At 69.5% G+C, this 21,109-nt stretch carries 19 protein-coding genes, 4 tRNA genes and 1 pseudogene; 11 read left to right on the top strand and 13 right to left on the bottom strand.

Going from position 1 to position 21,109, the window contains the following annotated elements; genetic code table 11:
- Window positions 1-130: 130 nt before the first annotated feature.
- Both ACT3SQ_RS06635 and ACT3SQ_RS06630 read left to right on the top strand, forming a co-directional pair.
- Entirely contained in the window at window positions 131-772 is a 642-nt protein-coding gene (locus tag ACT3SQ_RS06635) for a lysophospholipid acyltransferase family protein (RefSeq protein ID WP_441443101.1), read from the top strand.
- Window positions 773-1,000: 228 nt separating this feature from the next.
- Window positions 1,001-1,384 (top strand): universal stress protein, encoded by a 384-nt coding sequence (locus ACT3SQ_RS06630; protein WP_442331848.1) that lies wholly within the window; start codon window positions 1,001-1,003, stop codon window positions 1,382-1,384.
- Between the two features lie 187 nt (window positions 1,385-1,571).
- Here ACT3SQ_RS06630 and ACT3SQ_RS06625 read toward each other — a convergent pair whose 3' ends face one another.
- The 6 genes from ACT3SQ_RS06625 to ACT3SQ_RS06600 all read right to left on the bottom strand — a co-directional run bounded on the left by ACT3SQ_RS06625 (window position 1,572) and on the right by ACT3SQ_RS06600 (window position 7,707).
- Window positions 1,572-3,065 (bottom strand): catalase, encoded by a 1,494-nt coding sequence (locus ACT3SQ_RS06625; RefSeq protein WP_441443103.1) that lies wholly within the window; start codon window positions 3,063-3,065, stop codon window positions 1,572-1,574.
- A gap of 94 nt (window positions 3,066-3,159) precedes the next feature.
- Window positions 3,160-3,645, bottom strand: coding sequence for a Fur family transcriptional regulator (locus tag ACT3SQ_RS06620; RefSeq protein ID WP_444599167.1), 486 nt, complete (start codon window positions 3,643-3,645; stop codon window positions 3,160-3,162).
- Window positions 3,646-3,750: 105 nt separating this feature from the next.
- On the bottom strand, window positions 3,751-4,569 hold the full coding sequence (locus ACT3SQ_RS06615; RefSeq protein WP_441443105.1) for a carbohydrate ABC transporter permease: 819 nt from the start codon (window positions 4,567-4,569) through the stop codon (window positions 3,751-3,753).
- The gene (locus ACT3SQ_RS06610) at window positions 4,566-5,513 is read right to left on the bottom strand and encodes a carbohydrate ABC transporter permease (RefSeq protein ID WP_444599166.1); all 948 of its coding nucleotides are present in this window, start codon (window positions 5,511-5,513) and stop codon (window positions 4,566-4,568) included. The genes ACT3SQ_RS06615 and ACT3SQ_RS06610 overlap by 4 nt, the downstream gene beginning before the upstream one ends.
- A gap of 7 nt (window positions 5,514-5,520) precedes the next feature.
- Complete coding sequence (locus ACT3SQ_RS06605) at window positions 5,521-6,816, bottom strand: ABC transporter substrate-binding protein (protein WP_441443107.1); 1,296 nt, start codon at window positions 6,814-6,816, stop codon at window positions 5,521-5,523.
- Window positions 6,817-6,933: 117 nt separating this feature from the next.
- A complete protein-coding gene (locus ACT3SQ_RS06600) occupies window positions 6,934-7,707 on the bottom strand; it encodes an SDR family NAD(P)-dependent oxidoreductase (RefSeq protein WP_441443108.1) in 774 nt (257 codons plus the stop codon).
- A 145-nt stretch (window positions 7,708-7,852) separates the two neighbouring features.
- Between ACT3SQ_RS06600 and ACT3SQ_RS06595 the strand changes: the two genes are divergently transcribed.
- Window positions 7,853-8,578, top strand: a complete 726-nt coding sequence (locus ACT3SQ_RS06595; protein ID WP_441443109.1) for an SDR family oxidoreductase — start codon at window positions 7,853-7,855, stop codon at window positions 8,576-8,578.
- 105 nt (window positions 8,579-8,683) lie between these two features.
- On the opposite strand, the gene ACT3SQ_RS06590 is transcribed toward ACT3SQ_RS06595, so the two are convergent.
- From ACT3SQ_RS06590 to ACT3SQ_RS06575, 4 genes are all read right to left on the bottom strand, one after another.
- Window positions 8,684-8,756 (bottom strand) — tRNA-Thr (locus tag ACT3SQ_RS06590).
- Between the two features lie 103 nt (window positions 8,757-8,859).
- Window positions 8,860-10,503, bottom strand: a complete 1,644-nt coding sequence (locus ACT3SQ_RS06585) for an alpha/beta hydrolase (RefSeq protein ID WP_441443110.1) — start codon at window positions 10,501-10,503, stop codon at window positions 8,860-8,862.
- A 150-nt stretch (window positions 10,504-10,653) separates the two neighbouring features.
- On the bottom strand, window positions 10,654-11,388 hold the full coding sequence (locus ACT3SQ_RS06580; RefSeq protein WP_441443111.1) for an ABC transporter permease: 735 nt from the start codon (window positions 11,386-11,388) through the stop codon (window positions 10,654-10,656).
- A gap of 113 nt (window positions 11,389-11,501) precedes the next feature.
- Window positions 11,502-12,509, bottom strand: coding sequence for an ABC transporter ATP-binding protein (locus tag ACT3SQ_RS06575; RefSeq protein WP_441443112.1), 1,008 nt, complete (start codon window positions 12,507-12,509; stop codon window positions 11,502-11,504).
- 198 nt (window positions 12,510-12,707) lie between these two features.
- On the opposite strand from ACT3SQ_RS06575, the gene ACT3SQ_RS06570 reads away from it, so the two are divergent.
- Window positions 12,708-13,841 carry a sensor histidine kinase gene (locus ACT3SQ_RS06570; protein WP_441443113.1) on the top strand — a complete coding sequence of 378 codons (1,134 nt, stop codon included), beginning with the start codon at window positions 12,708-12,710 and terminating at the stop codon, window positions 13,839-13,841.
- On the top strand, window positions 13,838-14,506 hold the full coding sequence (locus ACT3SQ_RS06565; RefSeq protein WP_441443114.1) for a response regulator: 669 nt from the start codon (window positions 13,838-13,840) through the stop codon (window positions 14,504-14,506). The genes ACT3SQ_RS06570 and ACT3SQ_RS06565 overlap by 4 nt, the downstream gene beginning before the upstream one ends.
- Before the next feature lie 25 nt (window positions 14,507-14,531).
- On the opposite strand, the gene ACT3SQ_RS06560 is transcribed toward ACT3SQ_RS06565, so the two are convergent.
- Window positions 14,532-14,897 (bottom strand): metallopeptidase family protein, encoded by a 366-nt coding sequence (locus ACT3SQ_RS06560; RefSeq protein WP_441443115.1) that lies wholly within the window; start codon window positions 14,895-14,897, stop codon window positions 14,532-14,534.
- A gap of 169 nt (window positions 14,898-15,066) precedes the next feature.
- On the opposite strand from ACT3SQ_RS06560, the gene ACT3SQ_RS06555 reads away from it, so the two are divergent.
- From ACT3SQ_RS06555 to ACT3SQ_RS06535, 5 genes are all read left to right on the top strand, one after another.
- Window positions 15,067-15,139 (top strand) — tRNA-Glu (locus ACT3SQ_RS06555).
- 144 nt (window positions 15,140-15,283) lie between these two features.
- Window positions 15,284-15,360, top strand: a tRNA-Asp gene (locus tag ACT3SQ_RS06550).
- A gap of 146 nt (window positions 15,361-15,506) precedes the next feature.
- Complete coding sequence (locus ACT3SQ_RS06545; protein ID WP_441443116.1) at window positions 15,507-16,529, top strand: NADP-dependent oxidoreductase; 1,023 nt, start codon at window positions 15,507-15,509, stop codon at window positions 16,527-16,529.
- Between the two features lie 112 nt (window positions 16,530-16,641).
- Window positions 16,642-16,717 (top strand) — tRNA-Phe (locus ACT3SQ_RS06540).
- A gap of 207 nt (window positions 16,718-16,924) precedes the next feature.
- Window positions 16,925-17,560 (top strand): maleylpyruvate isomerase family mycothiol-dependent enzyme, encoded by a 636-nt coding sequence (locus tag ACT3SQ_RS06535; protein ID WP_441443117.1) that lies wholly within the window; start codon window positions 16,925-16,927, stop codon window positions 17,558-17,560.
- A gap of 53 nt (window positions 17,561-17,613) precedes the next feature.
- Here ACT3SQ_RS06535 and ACT3SQ_RS06530 read toward each other — a convergent pair whose 3' ends face one another.
- Both ACT3SQ_RS06530 and ACT3SQ_RS06525 read right to left on the bottom strand, forming a co-directional pair.
- Complete coding sequence (locus ACT3SQ_RS06530; protein WP_441443201.1) at window positions 17,614-18,408, bottom strand: AAA family ATPase; 795 nt, start codon at window positions 18,406-18,408, stop codon at window positions 17,614-17,616.
- Window positions 18,400-19,293 (bottom strand): annotated as a pseudogene (locus ACT3SQ_RS06525) (MFS transporter); the annotation flags it as partial. The pseudogene ACT3SQ_RS06525 and the gene ACT3SQ_RS06530, both read right to left, overlap by 9 nt.
- A 103-nt stretch (window positions 19,294-19,396) precedes the next feature.
- Between ACT3SQ_RS06525 and ACT3SQ_RS06520 the strand changes: the two are divergent.
- Window positions 19,397-21,070 carry a formate--tetrahydrofolate ligase gene (locus tag ACT3SQ_RS06520; RefSeq protein ID WP_441443118.1) on the top strand — a complete coding sequence of 558 codons (1,674 nt, stop codon included), beginning with the start codon at window positions 19,397-19,399 and terminating at the stop codon, window positions 21,068-21,070.
- Window positions 21,071-21,109 lie beyond the last annotated feature (39 nt).

The raw sequence follows: 21,109 nt of genomic DNA, 5'->3' as shown, positions 1-21,109 counted from the left end.
TGATGCCGGGCCGAGCCGCTCCCCCGGCGCGACCTGCGACGCAGGGACGGAGGTCACGCGGCGATCGGCACAGGAACCACCGGACCAGGATTATCGTGGGGCGCGGATCAGCACGTCTCAGGAGGACCACGTGGCAAGACGCTTCTACTTCGGCGCCCGCAACATCTCGCGCCCCTTCGTCAAGCTCTTCTGGAACCCTCGGGTCTCCGGGATCGAGAACGTCCCGCGCGAGGGCGGTTTCGTGATCGCCTCCAACCATCTCGCCAACATCGACAGCTTCGTGCTGCCCGTGGCGCTGCCCCGGCAGATCCGCTTCGTCGCCAAGGACACCCTGTGGACGCAGAAGGGGATCCGCGGGCGCGTCCTGCGCTGGTTCTTCGAGGCCGTCGAGGCAGTCCCGGTGGATCGCGAGGCCCTGTCCTCCGGGAAGGGTGCCCTCCAGGCCGGGCTCACGATCCTCCGCGACGGCGACGGCTTCGCGATCTATCCCGAGGGCACCCGTTCCCGGGACGGCCTGCTGCATCCGGGGAAGCAGGGCGCCGCCTGGCTCGCCGTCGAGTCCGGCTGCCCCGTGATCCCCGTCGGACTCAAGGGCACCCAGCACATGTTCTCGCGGCTGCTCCCCCACCGCGGCGCCATCACCGTGCGCATCGGCACCCCGATCCACCTCGAAGACATCGACCCCACCGCGTCCAAGGGAGTGCGGCGCCGGATCCTGAACGCCAGAATCATGGACGAGATCCAGAAGCTCTCCGGCCAGCGTCGCGCATAGGCACTGCCTGCCTATCGTCGCCCGGGCCGGGCTCGTCGTCGCACAAGTCGGGCCCTGCAGGCGCACGAGTCGTGCCCTGCAGGCGGACGGGTCTGACCCTGCTGGCATACCGGCCAAGGGCCTTATCGCCGCCGGTCCCCCCGCATACCGCCCGGCGACCAGTAGGATCTGGCCAGGCCGCGCACACCGAGCGGCGGCCGCCGCCCGGACCCCACCCGAGGAGAGCAGATGGCCGTCGTCGTCGGATTCATCCCCACTGACGTGGGTTTCAAGGCGCTGTCCGCAGCCCGCGACGAGGCGGAGCAGCGAGGTGGGCCGCTGATCGTGGTCAACGTTCTGCGCGAGGGGGTCGGAGCGGATCCCCGTCACGCCGACGAACAGCAGCTCGAGATCGCTCGTGACCAGCTGCGGCACGCCCGCGTGCGGGTCGCCTTCCGCCAGGAGACCACCGACGACGACATCGCCGATGTGCTGCTGCAGGTGCAGGAGGAGGAGAAGGCGGAGCTGCTGGTGCTGGGAGTGCGCCGACGCCAGGAGCTCGCCCGTCACCTGCTGGGCCTGACCGTCCAGAAGCTCCTGCTCTCCGCCGACTGCGAGGTCCTCGTCGTCTGAGCCGACCCCGGTGAGCCGACTCCGGCGGGCGGCAGGCACGAGGCACGGCAGACACGTCAAGCACGAGGCACTGCAGGCGCGGGGCATGGCAGTCGCGGGCCACGGCAGTCGCGGGCCACTGCAGGCAGCAGACATGAAAGGGCCGGGCCGGGGCATGTCGCCCCGACCCGGCCCTGACTGCTGTGGATCAGGCGTTCAGCGGATCCCCGCCGGGCTGCTCGTCACCCTTGGCGGTGTTCACGGCCAGCGCGATGCGCTCACCGATCGTGGTGTCGACGTTCTTCCAGTACTGGAGGGCCTTGCTCAGCACCGGCTCCTCGACCGTGCTCAGCGCACCGGAGACGGTCTCGACGAACTGGTCGCGCTGGGCGTCGTTGTACACCTCGCGCACCAGGATGCCGGGCTGGATGAAGTCGCTGTCCTCGGCGTGGAGGGTGTACGCGGCGCGCACCATCTCGCCATCGGCCTCCCAGCCGTTGTCGACCGGTCCCTGCTCGTCCTGGTAGGCGCGACCGTAGGAGTTCGGCGCGTACACCGGTGCGTCCCCGCTGTGCAGGAACTGCATGAACCCCTCCTTGTCGTAGGAGTTCGTGGGGACCACCGGCTGGTTCACGGGCAGCTGGTTGAAGTTGGTGCCGATGCGGTGGCGCTGTGCGTCCGGGTAGGAGAAGACGCGGCCCAGCAGCATCTTGTCCGGGGAGACGCCCGTGCCCGGCACGGTGTTGCCGGGGCTGAAGGCCGCCTGCTCGATCTGCGCGTAGTGGTTCTGCGGGTTCTTGTTCAGGGTGAACTTGCCGACCTTGATCAGCGGGTAGTCCGCGTGCGGGACGGTCTTGGTGAGGTCGAAGATGTTGAAGCGGTAGTTCTTCGCGTCCTCATAGGGGATCACCTGGACGGACATGGTCCAGCTGGGGTTCTCGCCGCGCGCGATGGCGTCGAAGAGGTCCCGGCGGTGGTAGTCGCCGTCGGAGCCGGCCAGCTTCTCGGCCTCCTCGTTGCTGAGGAACTCCATGCCCTGGTCGGTGTGGAAGTGGTACTTGATCCAGAACTTCTCACCGGACTCGTTGACCCACATGTAGGTGTGCGAGCCGTAGCCGTTCATGTGGCGCCAGGACTTGGGCAGGCCGCGCTCACCCATCAGGTAGGTCACCTGGTGCGCGGACTCCGGGGAGTTGGACCAGAAGTCCCACTGCATCTGGTTCGAGCGCAGGCCCGAGTCCGGGGTGCGCTTCTGGGAGTGGATGAAGTCGGGGAACTTCATCGGGTCGCGCAGGAAGAAGATCGGGGTGTTGTTGCCGACGATGTCGAAGTTGCCCTGCTGGGTGTAGAACTTCAGCGCGAAGCCGCGCACATCGCGCCAGGTGTCTGGCGAGCCGAGCTCACCGGCGACGGTGGAGAAGCGGGCCAGCATCGGGGTCTTGCGACCGGGCTGGAAGAGGTCCGCCTTGGTGTACTGCGAGACGTCCTCGGTGACCTCGAGCTCGCCGAAGGCACCGGAGCCCTTGGCGTGGGGGCTGCGCTCCGGGACGCGCTCGCGGTCGAAGCGGGCGAGCTTCTCGACCAGTGCGACGTCGTGGAGCAGCAGCGGGCCGTCGGCGCCGAGGCTCAGCGAGTGCGCATCGGACTCGCGGGGAGCGCCGGTTTCCGTGGTGCTCGGGATCGTGGGATCGAAGTCGGTCATCTGCATCTCCTGGGTGGTGGGGGATTCTGACAAGCTGTGAGAAAAAGTTCGGATACGGGGGCCGGGAAGGATTCCGGAGGTCATCGGCCTCGGATCAGGGAGCGGGGGTCGAGGCGGGTCCGGCGGGGATCGAGGACGCCGACGCCGACGTAGTCGCCGCCGCGATTGCCCGGCATTCCGAGCAGACGCCCCGATAGACGACATCTGCGATCTCGATGTCGAAGCCGTGGGAGTCGTGCGGGGTCAAGCAGGGCGCCTCTCCGACCGCGCACGGGACGTCCTCGAGCCGGCCGCATTCGCGGCAGACCAGGTGGTGGTGGTTGTCGTGGCGATGCATCTCGTACTGCATGCTGCGACCGCCCACCGACACCCGACGCAGCAGATCTGCATCGGAGAGGGCGTTCAGCACGTCATAGACCGCCTGACGGGACACGGCCCCCAGGCTCTCGCGGACGGACCGGGCGATCGTCTCCGCATCGGCATGCGGGTTCGCCTCGACCGCCGCCAGCGTCGCGAGCCGCGGAGCGGTCACGCGCAGACCCGCGCCCCGGAGGGCGGAGGTGTGAGCGGTGGTCGTCATGGCTCCACCATAGCGCCCTGTCTGGACTATCTCAAGAAAGCGTCTAGGTCCGGAGAGGGTGTGGGGTGTCCGGAGAGGGCAGGGCCGGGACGCCCGCGCAGCGGTTCAGCCCTTGGTCGCCCCCGCGGTCAGCCCGGAGACGATGTACTTCTGCGTGAACAGCGCCATCACGATCACCGGCAGCGTGATGATCACCGAGGCCGCCATCAGGCCGCCCCAGTCCACCGAGGAGTACGCGATGAAGTTGAAGATCGCGACCGGCAGGGTGCGGGTGCTCTGACTGGCCAGCACCAGCGCGAACATGAAGTTGTTCCAGGAGAAGATGAACGCCAGGATCGAGGCCGTCGCGATGCCCGGGGTCGACAGCGGCAGGGCGATCCTCGCGAAGACCCCGATGTTGGTGAGGCCGTCGACCAGCCCGGCCTCCTCGAGGTCGCTGGGCAGCGACTCGAAGAACGACAGCATCACCCAGGCGATCAGCGGCATGGTGACGAACATGTGGGAGATGATCAGCGGCGCATAGCCGCCCACCCAGCCCAGCATCGCGAACACGTAGTAGAACGGCACCAGCAGGGACACCCCGGGGATGATCCGGGCCACCAGCAGCATGCCGGATGACCGTGACATCCCGTACTTCGCCATCACATAGGCGGCGGGGACTGCGAGCAGCAGCGACAGGCCGACGGCGGCGACGCCGACGACCAGTGAGTTCAGCATGAACAACCCGAACTGCGCCTCGGTCATCACCCGGACGAAGTTGTCCAGCGTCGGGGTGAAGCGGAACAGTCGCGTGGGATCGGTGATGTCCAGGCTGGTCTTGATCGAGGACAGGCCCATCCACAGCAGCGGGAACAGGAACACCAGGGCGATGATGCCGATCGCGACATAGCGCGCCACGTTCTTCAGGAGCTTCTGCCGCCTCATCCGCGATCACCGCTCTGGGCAAAGCGGAACAGGGCCCAGGAGGCACCGACGATGAGGAGGAAGAAGACGACCAGCACGGCCGAGGCGATGCCGTACTCGTTGTACTCGAAGAACAGCGAGTAGGACAGGATGTTCAGCGTCTCCGCCTCATGGAACGAACCGCCGCCGCGACCCTTGGTCGCGTACAGCAGGTCGAAGGTCTTCAGCGCGTCGATCGAACGCAGCAGCACGGCGGTGATCACGACCGGCATCAGCTGCGGCATCACCACGAAGCGCAGCCGCTGGAAGAAGTTCGCCCGGTCGATCAGGGCCGCCTCCTCCGGCTCCTCCGGCAGGGAGGAGAGCCCGGCCAGCAGGATCAGCGTGACCATCGGGGTCCACTGCCAGATGTCGACGAACATCAGGGTCGGCATCGCCTGGGTCGGGGAGGAGATCCACCCCTGAGGCGGGAGGCCGAACCAGCCGATGAAGGTGTTCACGAAGCCTATGGTGGGCTCGAACAGCAGCAGCCACATCATCGCCACAGCCACCGGCGTGGCGACCAGGGGCAGCAGGATCACGACCCGCACGAAGCCCTGCCCGCGGAAGGGGCGTCGCAGCAGCAGAGCGATCGCCAGACCCAGCAGGAACTCCACACCCACGCAGATCACGGTGAAGTAGAGCGTCCGCCAGACGGCCGGCCAGAACCGGTCCAGGCCGGTGAAGACCTCGACATAGTTCGCCAGGCCGATGAAGCCGAAGCCTCGCTGCAGGGAGCCGCTGGCGTCCGTGAGCGACATGATCAGCGTGTAGATCGCGGGGAACACGACCATCACGATGGTGAACAGGAGGGCCGGGAGCGCGAACAGCCACTTCATGTGCCGGTTCGCCCAGCCGGAGAAGCCGGGCGCCCCACCGGACACGGTGTGTCCCGTCGGCCGCCCGATCTGGGAGTCGGCCGTCATGGGAGGCTCAGCCCTCCTCGTCGAGGAAGGCCTGGTATTCAGTCTGCGCGGTGGTGATGGCCGCGTCGAGGTCGCCGCCCTCGATGCCGATCGGGATCGGGGCGCCGACGATGTCGCGTGCCTGCGAAACCTCGACCACGACCGGCCGGTCGTGGTCCACGCCTTCGGTGAGCGAGGCCTTGATGGTCGCGGTGAGGTTCTCGGGGAAGGCGGAGGTGGCGTCGGGGTCGTCCCAGACCGAGGTCCGGGCTCCGGCGACGCCGGCCTTGCTGATCTCGGTCATGATCTCGGCGGAGGTCGCCCATTGGATGAACGTCCAGGCGTTCTCGGTGTTCTCTGAGGCGGCGTTGATCGCGAGTGCCCAGGACGGGATCGAGTACGGCTTCGAGCCGGCGTCCCCGGCGGGCATCGGGGCGACGGCGAAGGTGTCGCCGATGCGCGACTGGGTCTCGTCGATCATGTTGTTGTAGAACACGCTGGCGTCGGTGTAGAAGGCGGCCTGGCCCTGCTGGAAGATGGCGCTGGCCTCCTTCCAGCTCATGTTGGTGGTGCCGGGAGGGCCGTAGCTGCGCAGCAGGTTGGTGTACATCTCGTACGCGGCCCGGGCCTCGGGGGTGTCGATGGTCGCGGTTCCGGCGGCGTCGTCCCAATCTCCGCCGTAGCCGTACAGGAAGCTCGAGAACTGGGTGACCGCCGCGGCGCGCTGCCCGCGGGCGACGAATCCGAAGACCCCGTCGTTCGCCTCCTGGATCGCCTTCGCGGCCGCCTCGAGGTCATCGAAGGTGGCGGGGACCTCGAGCCCGGCCGCCTCGAGCAGGTCGGTGCGGTAGTACATGACCTCCTGCTCGACCACGATCGGGACGCACACGATGCCCTCGTCGGTGGTCGCGGCGCCTTGGGCTTGGAAGTCGTCCCAGTTCCAGTCGCTCGCGCCGCTGACCTGGTCATCCAGCGGCAGCAGCCAGCCGTTGCGGGAGAACAGCTTGCCCTCCTGCAGGGGGCGCAGCATCGCGACGTCGATGTCGGAGGCGCCCGAGTTGAGCTGGACCTTGTACTGATCGGAGAGCTGGTCCTCCCCCAGCGTGGTGAGCTCGACCTTGAGGCCGCTCTCCTCCTCGAAGCGGGGCAGGAGATCCTTGACCACATCGGTCCACGGATGGTTCGAGAGGGTGAGCATCAGCGTGCCGCCCCCACCGCCACCTCCGCCGGACGAGGAGCCGCCTCCGCAGGCGGCGAGGGCGAGGGTGCCGGCTCCGAGGCCGGCACCGGCGAGAAGCGAGCGACGTGTGGGACGAGCGGACATGACAGCTGCTTTGCATCAGCATGCGCGTCGAACCAGACTCCCACACGCCGTGACGAACCTCACGTCGACTCCCCCTCTGGGGAGGTCACTATCCGGTGACGACGCCGCGGGTGACCCTCAGGGCATGCGCCAGGCCGCCCCCGGGTCCTGGGTGGCGAACTTGCCGCCGCTCACGTCGAGCAGTGCACCGGTGATGTAGCCGGAGAGGTCACCGGCCAGGAACAGGCAGAGGTTCGCGACGTCCTCTGGCAGCCCCCAGCGGCGAATGCTCAGCTGGTCCAGCTTCGTCGCCGCCGCGGACTCGTCGAGCGCGGAGAAGCCGTTCATCGCGGTGGGGATCATGCCGGGCGCGTAGGCGTTCACGGTGATCCCCCAGGGGCCCAGCTCGCTCGCGAGCACCCGCGTCATCTGCACCACGGCGGCCTTGGAGGCGCCGTACGCCGCCGCCTCGACGCTGGGGATGATCGCCGCGAACGATGCGGCGTTGATGATCCGCCCCGACTGCTGCCGTTTCATCATCGGGATGACCGCCTGGCAGGTGTTCAGCACGCCGCGCACGTTGACGGCGAAGACTCGGTCCCACAGCGCGGGGTCGAAGCTCTCCAGCGGCCCCTCGGCGTTGATGCCGGCGTTGTTGACCAGCACGTCGAGCCTGCCGTGCCGCTCCTCGATCCTCGCGATCGCCGCCCGTACCGCCTCAGGATCGGTGATGTCGCAGGTCAGGACCGTCTCGGCGAGGCCCTCCTCGCGCAGCTCGGCGAGCGCGTCGGGGTCGATATCGAGCCCCACGACAATCGCTCCCTCCCGGGCGAAGGTCTGTGCGATGGTGCGGCCAATCCCCCGCGCGGCGCCGGTGACGAGCACGACGCGCCCTGACATGTCGATCTGCATGCTTCTCCTCGGATCATGGGCTCCCGGGCGCGGGCGCGTGAGTGCGCTCTACGCTGGGCGGGACCCGATCTCGGGTCCACAGACACCGGGTCCCACTGTCGCCCCTGCTTCGGGCGTGGTCAAGGGACCGGAAGGAGAGACAGCGATGGATGCACGCACCGTCTGGGTGACCGGCGCGGGATCGGGGATGGGCCGCGCCTCTGCGCTCCTCGCGGCGCAGGACGGGAGACCGGTGGCGCTGTCCGGTCGGCGTGCCGAGCCGCTCGAGGAGGTCGCCGAGGAGATCCGCGCCGCGGGCGGGACCGCGCTCGTGGTGCCGCTGGACGTCGCCGATCGCGCAGCCGTGAAGGCGGCGGCCGTGCGGATCGGCGAGGAGCTCGGGAGCATCGAGGCGCTGGTGCTGTCGGCCGGGGCGAATGCGCCCCGCCGCTATTGGCGCGATCAGGACCTCGAGCAGTTCGCGGCGCTCACTGACATCAACCTGCTGGGACCGGTGGCGGTGATCGACGCGGCGCTCCCGGGGATGCGGGAGCGCGGCGCGGGCACGATCGTGCTGATCTCCTCGTATTCGGCCTGGCGCTTTTCGCCAGACGCCGGGGTGGCCTACAGCGCCTCGAAGACGGCGCTCGGTCCGCTGGCGGCGACCCTGAATGCGCAGGAGAACCAACACGGCATCCGTGCCTGCCACCTGTGCCCGGGAGACGTCGACAGCGCCTTCCTGGACCAGCGGCCGCAGGTGCCGGGAGCCGCCGACAGAGCCGTCATGCTCAGTCCTGAGGACGTGGGACGGGCCGTGTCGTTCGTGCTGACCAGTCCGCCGCATGTGGTGATCGACGAGCTCGTCATCAGCCCCGCGAAACCGGCCGTCTGAACCGGCTGTCTGAACGGCACCCGGAACTTCGGCCGGAACGGCATCCGGAACTGCGGAAGGGCCCCGCTCCTGTGCGTCACAGGAGCGGGGCCCTTCTGCATGCGGAGCCGCCTAGGAGAATCGAACTCCTGACCTATTCATTACGAGTGAATCGCTCTACCGACTGAGCTAAGGCGGCGTCGTCGCCGGGGCACGGCGGACCGGTTCACTGTACGTGACCTGCAGGGCCCTGTGCAAAGCAGGAAGGGGCGATCCGTGTCACCCCGTCGGCCGCCGCGGGCTCAGCAGGTCAGGCCGTCCTCCGGCACGGTGCCCTCGAGCAGGTAGGCGTCGACCTGTTCCTCGATGCAGCCGCCGGAGCGCCCATAGGCGGTATGGCCCTGCCCCTCGAAGGTCAGCAGCACACCGCTCTCGAGCTGCTCGGCGAGGCTCTGCGACCACTGGTACGGGGTGGCCGGGTCACCGGTGGTGCCGATGACCACGATCGGGCCGGCGCCCTCGGCGGCGATCGGGGCGGGCTCACGCAGCGCAGGGACCGGCCACTGGGCGCAGCCGCTCCCGCTGAACGTCGGGCCGAAGGTCGGGAACTCCTCCGCCAGGCGCTGCGCCTCCTGCGCGACCCATTCCTCGTCGGCGACCTCGGGGCGGTCCAGGCAGTTCACCGCGGCCTGCGCGAAGGTCGCGTTGGTGCGGTAGGTGCCATCCGCGGAGCGTTCGGAGGAGCTGTCGGCGATCGAGAGCAGCAGCGAGCCGTCCCCGCTCATCGCGGCGGAGAGCGCGTCGCGGCCGTAGTCCCATAGCCCGTCGTCGTACATCAGCAGCATCACGGCCGACCGGGCGAGGCTCCCGGTGAGCGGCCTTTCCGGGTCCCCGCTGTCCAGGGGGGAGGATTCCACGGCGGTGAAGAAGGAGAGCAGCTGCTGCCTGGCGTCCTCCTCGCTGCCCTTGAACGGGCAGCCCTCCCCCGCCTCCAGGCAGTCCGCGAGGAACGCCTCGGTGGCGCGTTCGAAGCCCTCCGACTGACCGGCCGCGAAGTCGTTGCTGGTCAGTGTGGGGTCAATTCCGCCGTCGAGCACGAAGTGGCCCACCCGCGCGGGGTACAGCTCGGCGTAGCTGGCGCCGAGATAGGTCCCGTAGGAGTAGCCCAGATAGTCCAGCTGCTCGGAGCCGAGCGCCGCACGCAGCACGTCCATGTCGCGAGCGGCGGAATAGGTGTCGAGATAGGGAAGGACATCCTCGGAGTGCGCTTCGCAGGCTTCGGCGACGCGGGTGCCCCATTCGATGGCGAGCTGCTGGGCCTCCGGAGAGCCGGGCTCCGCTCCGGCCGCGAGGTACTCGTCGGTCTCCTCGTCGCTGAGGCACTCGATGCCGGCGGAGCGGTTGACCCCGCGCGGGTCGAAGCCGACCAGGTCATAGGCGGTGCGCACCTCGGGTGAGATCAGGTAGGGCATGCTCTCGAGGTAGTTCACGCCGGAGCCTCCGGGCCCGCCGGGGTTCGTGACCAGGGCGCCGACCCGTTCACCCGAGGCCGCGATCCGTCCTACCGCGAGCTGGATGTCCCCGGCCTCCGGGTCGTTCCAGACCAGCGGCACGTCGATCGTGCCGCATTCGATGTCCGGCCCGTCCACGCCCTCGCAGGGTCCCCACTCGATGTCCTGCGCGTAGTAGTCCGCGTAGGCGGGATCCTCGGCGGGATCCGCAGGCAGGTCCACGGCGGCGGAGGTGCCGAGCTCCTCGAGCGCCGACCCGTCCGGTGCAGACCCGTCCGGCGCAGGCCCCGGCGCTGCTGAGGCGCCGCCGCCGTCGCTCGCCCCGTCACCGTCATCCGGCGCCCCGTCGGGCGCGGTGCAGCCGGCCAGCAGCAGGATGGTCACGGCTGCCGCGGCGGCGAGACGCGTGAGGCGGGGGTGGGCGGCGAGAGTCATGCAGGTTCCTTGTCCGTACGGGAGGCGGGCTGGACGGGCGGGGCGGCGGGATCCGCAGGGCCCGGGGGCGCGGCATGCGGTGGGCTTGGCGTGCGGGTGGCGCGGGGCCCGGCCATCCTAGGCCCCGCGCATGTCCTGCTCCCTGACCGTTCAGCCCACCTCGCGCCGGTTCCAGCGCCGGATCCCGAACACGGTCGGCACGATCACCAGCAGCAGCAGCGGCAGCAGCTCGAAGGCGGTCGCCTCCCCGCCGCCGAAGGTGATGGCGGCGGTCTGCAGGTCGACAGCGCGGATGATGTCGCTGATCACCTCGGAGCCGAACACCATCGCGAGGGTCCCGGCGGTGGTGATGACGAAGGGTGTTCCGATCGCGGTGACCAGGCCGATCACCGTGGACTGCAGCAGGATCGCCATCGCCAGGGAGAACAGCAGCGTCGCCGCCATCATCGCCAGCTGGGTGGTCAGGACTCCCTCCATGCTGGAGAAGATCGCGCCCTCGCCGAGCAGCTCACCGCCCACCCAGGTGGCGGCGGCCGCGAGACCGATGGACAGTGCCATCAGCGCGAGGAACACCACCGTGGCGGCGAGCACCTTCGAGGTCAGCACCGCGAGCCGGCCCGGCCGCTGCAGCAGCGTGTTCTGGATGGACTTGTCGGACCACTCCCCCGCCACCATCATCACCGTGATCACGGGGATGATCAGGCTCAGCGGGAGTGCGAGGACGGCGAAGGTGAACTCCACGTCGGAGGTGCCGCCCGGCATGACGGCTGGCTGGATGAGCCCGCCGAGGGCGGCGAAGCCGGCGATGATCAGCACGGACAGGGTCAGCAGGAACGCGGCTCCACGGGTGTCGAGGAAGCTGCGCAGGTCGATGGCGGGTCTCATGGGGTGACTCCTCAGGTGGGTCAGTGCGGGGCAGTGCAGTGCAGTTCAGGTCAATGCGGTGCGGGTCGGGTCGGGCGGTGCCGGCCAGCGCAGGGCGGGCCGCGCGGTGCTGATCAGCGCAGCGGTGCCGGGGCGGGCTCGGGGGCGGCAGCGGTCTCCGAGAACGCAGCGGCGTTCACGGGCTCCGCGCCACCGGACTGCTCGGCGCTGCCGGTGAGGGCGAAGAATAGGTCCTCGAGCCCGCCGCCGGAGGTCGCACCCAGGGAGGTGAGCACCAGCTGCTCGCGCAGCGCCAGGCGTCCCATGTCCTCAGGGGCGAGGCTCACCTCGAGCTCGGCGTCGAGGCGCTGCTCATAGGCGATCCCGTGCTTGTCCAGGGCCTTCAGGAGGGCGGCTGCGTCCAGTGCGGTGACGCGGGTGCCCGTGCCCGAGTCGGTGGTCAGCTCCTCGAGGGTGCCCTCGCGCACCAGGCGGCCCTGCGAGATGACCACCAGGCGGTCCACCGTCGCCTCGACCTCGCGCAGCTGGTGGCTGGAGAGCAGCACGGTGCCGCCGGCTGCGGCGAAGGAGCGCAGCAGGCGGCGCATCCAGCGGATCCCCTCGGGGTCCAAGCCGTTCGCGGGCTCGTCGAGGACGAGCACGGCGGGGTCACCGATCAGCGCCACCCCGATCCCGAGCCGCTGGCGCATGCCATAGGAGTAGCCGCCTACGCGCTTGCCCCCGGCGTCCTGGAGACCCACCTGCTCGAGCACCTCGTCGGCCCGGGAGGCGGGCATCCCGATCGTGCGGGCGGTCAGCCGCAGCGTCTCCAGGCCGGTGCGGCCACCGTGCAGGGCGCGGGCATCGAGCATCACCCCGATGGTGCGTGCGGGGTGGGAGAGCCGCCGGTAGGGCTCCCCGCCCACGAGCGCCTCGCCGGCGTCGGCCTGCGCCAGGCCGGTCAGGATGCGCAGCGTGGTGGACTTGCCGGCGCCGTTGGGGCCGAGGAAGCCGGTGACGGTGCCGGGACGGCACACGAAGCTGAGGTCGTCGACGGCCGCGCGCTCGCCGTAGCGCTTGGTCACGCCGCGCACCTCGAGGGTGGGGCCGGAGGATGTGGATGAAGGGGTCGTGATGCTCATGGGACGAGACTCCTCCTGCATCACGCGGCCGCGACAGCGTCGCGGGGCCAGGCCGGTGGCGACGAAGGTCGGGCCGCGGGTGGTCCACGGGGACGGCAGGGGCGACCTCCGTCGATCCCGTCCCCGACCTGGGGCGAGGACCGGGCGGACGCTGCTGGTCCGGGCGGGGGCCGGGAGCTGCGCGATTACAGTGGCCACGTGGATGAACCCGGAGCCCCGAGGCGGCAGCGCTGGCAGGAGGTGCTCGTCCTCGCCGTCGTCGTGGCCGAGGCGATAGCGCAGCTGGTCGTCGTGACCTCCCCCTTCGAGCCGTGGCGCGCCGCCCTGACGCTCGTGCTCGGGAGTGCTCTGCTGCTGCGCCATCGGCACTGGCGCTGGCTGCTGCCCGTGCTGCTGGTGCTCAACGCGGCGGTGATGGCGCTCTCGGTGCTGATCATCGTCGTCTACAGCTTCGCAACCCGCAGCCACCATCGGCTGCTGACCCTGCTGGTCGCAGCGCTGGCCGTGGCCGCCGGGGCGGTGCCCTCACTGCTCTGGGTCGGGGCCGGCCCGTACATGGGCATCACCGGACTGGTGGTGAGCACGCTGATCGTCGCCGCCTCAGCCGCGACCGGGATGTACACCTCGACCCGACGCGCCCTGCTCGCCCAGCTCCAGCAGCGGGCGGAGCAGGCGGAGTCCGGACGTGCTGCCGCCGAGGAGCAGGCCCGGCGCGCCGAGCGCACCCGCATCGCCCGCGAGATGCACGACATCGTCGCCCACAAGATCTCGCTGGTCGCCCTGCAGGCCGGCGCTCTCGAGGTGAACCCGAATCTCGAGCGCGCCCAGGTGCAGCAGTCCGCCGGCCTGATCCGGCAGACCGCGACGACCGCGCTCTCGGAGCTGCGCGAGGTGCTGGGAGTGCTGCGCGGCGATGGGGAGGAGGCGCCTCTGGCACCGCAGCCCACCTGGGAGGACGTGCGCCGCCTGGTGGCCACCTCGCAGGACGCCGGCATCTCCGTGGACCTCTTCGATTTCATCGACGATCCGGTGCCCGATCAGCTCGCGCGCACCGCCTACCGGGTGGTGCAGGAGGGGCTGACCAACATCCATAAGCACGCCCTGCACACCAAGGCGCGGGTGGCGCTGATCGGCGAGCCCGGCATCGAGCTGGTGATCGAGGTCAGTAATGTTCTCCCCAAGGGGTTCACGACGGATCTTCCCGGGGCCCGGATGGGCCTGTCGGGCATCGAGACCCGTGTCACCCACGCGGGTGGCACCATCACGTCGGGCCCCACCGACGACGGACGCTTCGAAGTGAGGGCGGTGATCCCGTGGCCGACGGCGACGTGACTCGTGTAGGACTGATCGACGACGACTCCCTGGTGCGTGCTGGGCTGGCGATGATCCTGGGAGCTGATCCGGCCATCGAGGTGGTGGGTCAGGGCAGCGATGGCGCGGAGGCGGTGACACTGGTGCAGAAGCACCGCCCGGACGTGCTGCTGATGGATGTGCGTATGCCGAAGCTCGACGGGATCGCCGCGACCCGCGCGGTCAGCGCCCTGCCGAACCCGCCCAAGATCATCATGTTGACGACGTTCGACATGGATGAGTACGTCTTCCAGGCGCTCGAGGCCGGAGCCAGCGGCTTCCTGCTCAAGGACACTCCGCCCCAGGACCTCGCCCGTGCAGTCCATGTGGTCGCCGGAGGCGAGGCCATGCTCTCCCCCACCGTCACCCGACGGATGCTCTCGCACTTCTCCGACGCCAATCCGGGCTCGCGCCAGGAGCAGCACCCCGGGCTCGATCAGCTCACCGAGCGCGAGACCGAGGTGCTCGGCGCGGTCGGCGCGGGACTGTCCAACGCCCAGATCGGGATGCGGCTGTTCATGAGCGAGGCGACGGTGAAGGCGCACGTCTCGAAGATCTTCGCGAAGCTCGACTGCACCAACCGCGTGCAGATCGCGATCATCGCCCATGAGGCCGGGCTCACGGACCTCGACGCCGACCAGGTCTGAGCGACCCGGCAGCAGTCCTCACGGGTCAGCCCCAGCCGAGCTCGTGGAGGCGGGCGTCGCTGATCCCGAACAGGTGGCCGAGCTCATGCAGCACGGTCACCGCGATCTCCCGGACCAGGTGTTCGCGGGAGATGGCATGGCGCTGGAGCGGGCCGCGGAAGATGAAGATCCGATCCGGCTGGGCGTAGCCGTCGAAGACCGAGCGCTTGTCCAGCGGGATCCCCTCGTACAGGCCCAGCAGCTCGCGACCGTCGGCCTGCTCCGGTGACGGCTCCTCCTCCACCAGGATCACAACATTCGCCTCGGCGATGGCGCGGGCGATCTCCTCGGGCAGCGAGTCCAGGGCGTCATCGACCGCTTCCTCGAACTCCTCGCGACTGATCCGGATCATGGAGCCATCGAACCATGCGCGGGCCGTACGTGGCGGGCTGCGCGCGGGACGTGACGCGACAGCCTGGAACTGCGCCGCATCGTGTCGGATACGACGCATCCATGCCGAACCCGGAGGCATAGATCGCCAGAGATGGGTATGCTCTGCGTCGGGCAGTTCTGCTGCCCGGGCCCCCATCGTCCAGTGGCCTAGGACACCGGCCTTTCACGCCGGCGACACGGGTTCGAATCCCGTTGGGGGTACTTCGCTCCAGGTGCGACGGAAACGTCCGGACCAGGCGAAACGGAAGTGCGAGACGGCTCACAGCCAGTTTGGTCGAGAGCCATCTGAACATCCGGTAGAGTTATTCGAGTCGAAGCGAGTACGCGAAGCGCACAGACACGCATGGCCCTGTAGCTCAGTTGGTTAGAGTGCCGCCCTGTCACGGCGGAGGTCGCCGGTTCAAGCCCGGTCAGGGTCGCCATCGAAAGCAGGCCCCGGAACATCGTTCCGGGGCCTGCTTCGTTCTCTGGATCCCCCAGCAGCCGACGCAGGTTCGAGTCCCCTAGCGGGGCATATGCCACCGCTCGCAGCTCACCCCCTCCGCTCGTTTCCCCTTACGCTCGAGGGATGAGCACCTCCCTGCGCAATCACCGCATCCGCCTCGCCTCACGCCCCCAGGGCGAGCCCGTCCCCGACGACTTCACGCGCGACGTGAGCGAGGTCCGGTCCCCCGAGGCGGGCCAGGTGCTGCTGCGCACCCGCTACCTGTCCTTGGACCCCTATGTCCGCGGCCGGATGAGCGCCGCGAAGTCCTATGCGTCGCCGATGGAGGTCGGGGACGTGATCGTCGGCGGCACCGTCTCCGAGGTGGTCGAGTCCGCGGCCGACGGCTTCGCGCCGGGCGACACCGTCCTCTCCTACGGCGGCTGGCAGGAGTACAGCGTCGAACCCGCCGCGCAGCTGCGCCGCCTGGACCCCGCCGCCGCCCCGGTCACGACCGCTCTCGGGGTGCTCGGCATGCCCGGCTTCACCGCCTACGCCGGTCTGCTCGCGATCGGAAAGCCCCAGCCCGGGGAGACCGTCGCGGTCGCGGCGGCCACCGGGCCGGTCGGCTCTGCCGTGGGCCAGATCGCGAAGATCCACGGTGCCCGCGCGATCGGCATCGCCGGCGGCGAGCAGAAGGTCGCACGCCTGCAGGAGCTCGGCTTCGACGCGGCGCTCGACCACCGGGCCCCGGACCTGGCCGGCAGGCTCGCCGCGGCCGCCCCCGACGGCATCGATGTGTACTTCGAGAACGTCGGCGGCACAGTGTGGGACGCGGTGCTGCCACAGCTCAACGAGTTCGCGCGAGTGCCGGTATGCGGGCTGGCCGCGAACTACAACGCGACCTCGCTGCCCGAGGGCCCCGACCGCAGCGGGCAGCTCATGGGCGCCATCCTCGCGAAGAGCCTCACCCTGCGCGGATTCATCCAGCGCGAGTTCGTCTCGGCGATGTTCGAGGACTTCCTGCGGGACATGACCGGGTGGCTCGCCTCCGGCCAGGTGCAGCACACCGAGGACATCACCGAAGGGCTCGACCGCGCCCCGGAGGCGTTCGCGGGCATGCTGCGGGGCCGGAACTTCGGCAAGGCGATCGTCCAGGTCTCCTGAGCAGAATCCTCGGCCCGACCGCGTCTCGTGGCGTGCCTTACACCACGCCGATCTGGTGAGGTGCCGGCCTCTCCCGCCTGGTACTCTGTTCCCTGGTCGCCTCGGCGGCCGCGGCTCTGTAGCTCAGTTGGTAGAGCGTTCGACTGAAAATCGAAAGGTCACCGGATCGACGCCGGTCGGAGCCACCACCACGAAGCCCCCTGGTACGCCAGGGGGCTTCGTCGTTCTCCAGGCTCGATCTCCTGCTGGGTCCGCCCTCGCGCTAGGTCCGACCCCGTGCTGAGTCCGGCCCCGTGCTGAGTCCGGCCCCGTGCTGAGTCCGGCCTCGTGCCGGGCCCGGTCTGACACTGTGCCCGGTCTTGTGCCGGGTCCTCCACCGCCCTACCGTCGGCCTGGTGAACCCCCGCGACGTCCTCCCTCTCCTCCACGCCGAGCGCCTCGCTCTCGCCGATGCGCTGCGGGACGTGCCCGACGTGGACTGGGAGCGTCCTTCGCTCTGCGCCGGGTGGACGGTACGGGATGTGCTGACACATCTCACCGCCGCAGCGCGCACCCCGACCCTCCCCTGGCTCATGAACATGGCCGCCGCACGGTTCGACACAGACCGGCACAACCAGCGCCTGCTGCACCGGCATCGCGCTGCGGATCCGGCCCGCGGGCTGGCTGCCTTCCGTGACTCGGCGATGTCGTCGGCCGCACCGTTCGGGGAGCGGGCAGGCATGCTCGGAGAGGTCGTGGTGCACGGGCAGGACATCGCGCGACCGCTCGGCCTGCCGCTGGTCCCCGCGCGCGAGGCGGTACGGGTCGTGGCCGAGTTCTTCGCGAGCAAGGACTTCGCCGTCAACAGCCGCACGCTGGTGCGAGGACTGCGCCTCGAGGCGACCGACGATGACCTGGCCGTCGGCGACGGCCCCGAGGTGCGCGGCACAATGCTCGACCTCGTCATGGCGATGGCGGGACGTACCGCTGCGCTCGACGAACTGGAGGGAGCAGGCGCGGAGGTGCTCAGGGAGCGGCTCGCCCAACCCTGAACGCGGCGACCGGGCGACGTGCCCGGAGCTGGGCGGGACGGATCAGGACCGGCTCAGTCGTCCGTCGGCTCCTCCAGGTCCATATCGACCATCCCCCGCTCAGCCTCGACGGCTGCGACGATCTCCTCCACGGCTTCGTCGAGCGACATCTGGCTGGAGTCAATGATCAGGTGATAGCGACCCTCGTCGGTCGGCTCCCAGTGCATGAGCCGGCGCGACATCCGCGGCCGCATACGGTCCTCGCGCACCTGCCGCTGCTCGGCGACCTCGCGGGTGATCCCGTAGTCCGCGGCGGCCCGGTCCACGCGGTCCTGGACATCTCCGATCATCCGGATGTGGACCGCGCCGCGCATGTTGTCGAGGATCGCGGTCGCATCCCGTCCGAGCACCACGCCGCCGAAGCCTTTGACCAGGCCCATCACCTCGTCGATGTTCTTGGAGACCAGATTGGTGCCCACCTGCGCGTCTCCGGAGGCGGTGGCGACGTTGACGTCCATCCCCGGCCAGGAGAAGGAGTGCAGCCATCGCAGGGACCTGCCGGTGGTGTCGTCGGCCAGCACCTTCGGGTTGGAGGAGGACGCCCGTTCGAGATCCTCGGAGCTGAATGCGAGGCCCGCGTACGGCACCCCGAGCTTCTCGGCGACGCGCGGAGCCACGTAGGAGGCGCCGGCGCCGTAGTCCTCGTTGACGGTGACCACCGGGCGGCGGGCGATGAGCTGGTCGCCGCGCGAGGCGAGCACCACTCCCGCGCCGGGCGCGGTCTCCCCCAGGGCGCTGCGTGCTCGCCGCTGGTGGAGCTCCTTGACGATCCCGGTGTGCTCCTTCGCGGTGAGCGGGTACAGGAGCATCACCAGCACCGCGATCAGGCACAGCACGGCAGGTGCCCAGCCGGCGGCGAACTTGATGCCCTGCACCGCCTGGTCGGGCTGGTCCGGAGCGCCGGAGACGTAGCCGAAGGCGGCGATGATCGCGCCGCCCAGGAAGCCGCCGATGCCCTGGCCCGTCTTGCGGACGAAGGAGAGGATCGAGTAGCTGCCGCCCTCGGCGCGGGTGCCGGTCCTCCATTCGCCGTAGTCGACGGTGTCGGCCTGCATCGAGAACATCAGCGCATTGGTGCCGCCGAAGCCGATGCCGTAGATGAGGAAGGCCAGCAGCGTCATCGGCAGGTTCCCGGTCGGGGTGAGGCCCACGATGCTCAGGCCCAGCACGGCGAACATCGCCAGGCCCACGTAGCTGGTGCGCTTGCCGAAGCGTTCCGAGATCCGCGGGATCACCGAGGCGATCGCGATCGTGCCGACCGTCTGCAGCAGGAACAGGAGCGCGAATTATCCGGCGCCGCCGACCACGTCGCGGGCGTAGTACATCATCACCGCGTTCATGGTGAACGAGCCGCCGAGCAGGAACAGCGCTCCCACGCACAGCACGATCAGCGGCTTGTTCCGCCGCACCATCGACATGGTGGTGCGCAGGTTGACGGTGCCCGTGCCGGCCGTGACGACCTCCTTGGTGTTGCGGAAGCAGACCCAGTAGAAGACGAGCGCGAGGGCGGCCAGGACCAGGGTGGCGATCGTGAATTTCAGGCGGATGCCGTCGACGGCCGTGTTCTCGAACTGCGGGGAGAGCACCATCGACAGGATCACGCCGGTGACCGCGCCGCCGATGGAGCGCGCGCCCGCCAGGCGTGAGCGGTCGGTGCCGCCGATGCCGAGCCGGTGCCTGGTCCGCCCCAGCACCAGGTCTGCAGTTCCCGCGTCTTCCTTCTCCCACCGCCGTAGGCTGGTCCTCGGATCAGCCCGGCCCCGTGCCCGGGCGCTCGACACCCAATGGAGGACGACGATGTCAGCCGAGAACCCGGACCTTGCGATCGCCCAGGCGGCGACCCTGCAGCCCATCACCGAGATCGCCGAGAGGGCCGGGGTGCCCGCCGAGGCCCTGGTGCCCTACGGCTCCTACAAGGCCAAGGTCGATGTGCGGAAGATGACGCCGACGGGGACGACCGGGAGACTGATCCTGGTCTCGGCCATGTCCCCCACTCCGGCCGGTGAGGGCAAGTCCACCACCACGGTGGGTCTGGCCGATGCCTTCACGCTGCTGGGGCACCGGACCATGGTCGCGCTGCGCGAACCGGCGCTCGGCCCGATCATGGGGATCAAGGGCGGCGCCACCGGTGGCGGTCACGCCCAGGTGGTCCCGATGGAGGACATCAACCTCCACTTCACCGGGGACTTCCACGCGATCCAGATCGCCAACAACACCCTCGCCGCCCTGGTCGACAACCACATTCACCAGGGCAACGCCCTGAACATCGATCCCCGCCGGATCCAGTGGAAGCGCGTGGTGGACGTCAACGACCGGGCTCTGCGGAAGATCACGATCGGTCTGGGCGGCCCGACCCAGGGCGTTCCCCGCGAGGACGGCTTCGACATCGTGGTCGCCTCCGAGATCATGGCCGTGCTGTGCCTGTCCACCGACCTGAAGGACCTCGAGGCCCGCATCGATCGCATCGTGCTGGGCTTCACCTACGACCGGAAGCCCGTGAGCGTCGCCGACCTGGGCGTGGGCGGCGCGGTCACGATGCTGCTCAAGGACGCTCTGCTGCCGAACCTCGTCCAGACCCTCGGCGGGACCCCGGCGCTCGTGCACGGCGGCCCCTTCGCGAACATCGCCCACGGCTGCAACTCGCTGGCCGCGACCCAGCTGGCGCTGTCCCTGGCGGACATCACCGTCACCGAGGCCGGCTTCGGCTCGGACCTCGGTGCGGAGAAGTTCCTGGACATCAAGGCCCGCCTCGGCGGTCTCTCCCCCGACGCCGGGGTGGTGGTCGCGACCGTGCGCGCGCTGAAGATGCACGGCGGGGTCGCCAAGGACGGGCTGGCGACCGAGGACATCGACGCCGCCCTGGCCGGCACCGTGAACCTCGCCCGTCACGTGCAGAACATGCGCAAGTTCGGCATCGAGCCGGTCATCGCGCTGAACCGCTTCCCCACCGACACCGAGGCTGAGCTCGAGGCAGTGCTCGGATGGGCGAAGGAGCAGGGCTTCCGCGCCGCGCTCTCGGAGGTCTGGGCGAAGGGCGGCGACGGCGGCCTGGCGGTCGCCGAGCAGGTGCTCGCCGCGATCGAGGAGGACGCCCCGGACTTCCGCCACCTCTACGACCCGGCCGAGGGGATCGAGGCATCACTGCGGACCCTGGCTCGCGAGATCTACGGGGCCGACGACGTGGTCTTCGAGGACCGCGCACCGGCACAGCTGCGGATGCTGAAGCGCAACGGCTGGGACACCCTGCCCGTCTGCGTCGCGAAGACCCAGTACTCCTTCTCCGATGATCCCAAGGCGCTCGGCGCCCCCACCGGGCATGTGCTGCATGTGCGGGATCTGGTGCCGAAGATCGGGGCCGGCTTCGTGGTCGCGCTGACCGGCGCGATCATGACGATGCCGGGGCTGCCCAAGGAACCTGCCGCGCTGCGCATGGGTGTCACCGACGCCGGGGAGTCGGTCGGGCTGTTCTGAACTGAACTGAACTGAGTTGAGCCGGGGCGGGCCCGGCAG

The sequence above is a fragment of the Brachybacterium sp. AOP42-C2-15 genome (assembly GCF_052377065.1).
Classification (GTDB): domain Bacteria; phylum Actinomycetota; class Actinomycetes; order Actinomycetales; family Dermabacteraceae; genus Brachybacterium.
The sequence above is the reverse complement of the archived record's forward strand: the minus strand, read 5'-3'. Positions and strand labels throughout refer to the sequence as shown.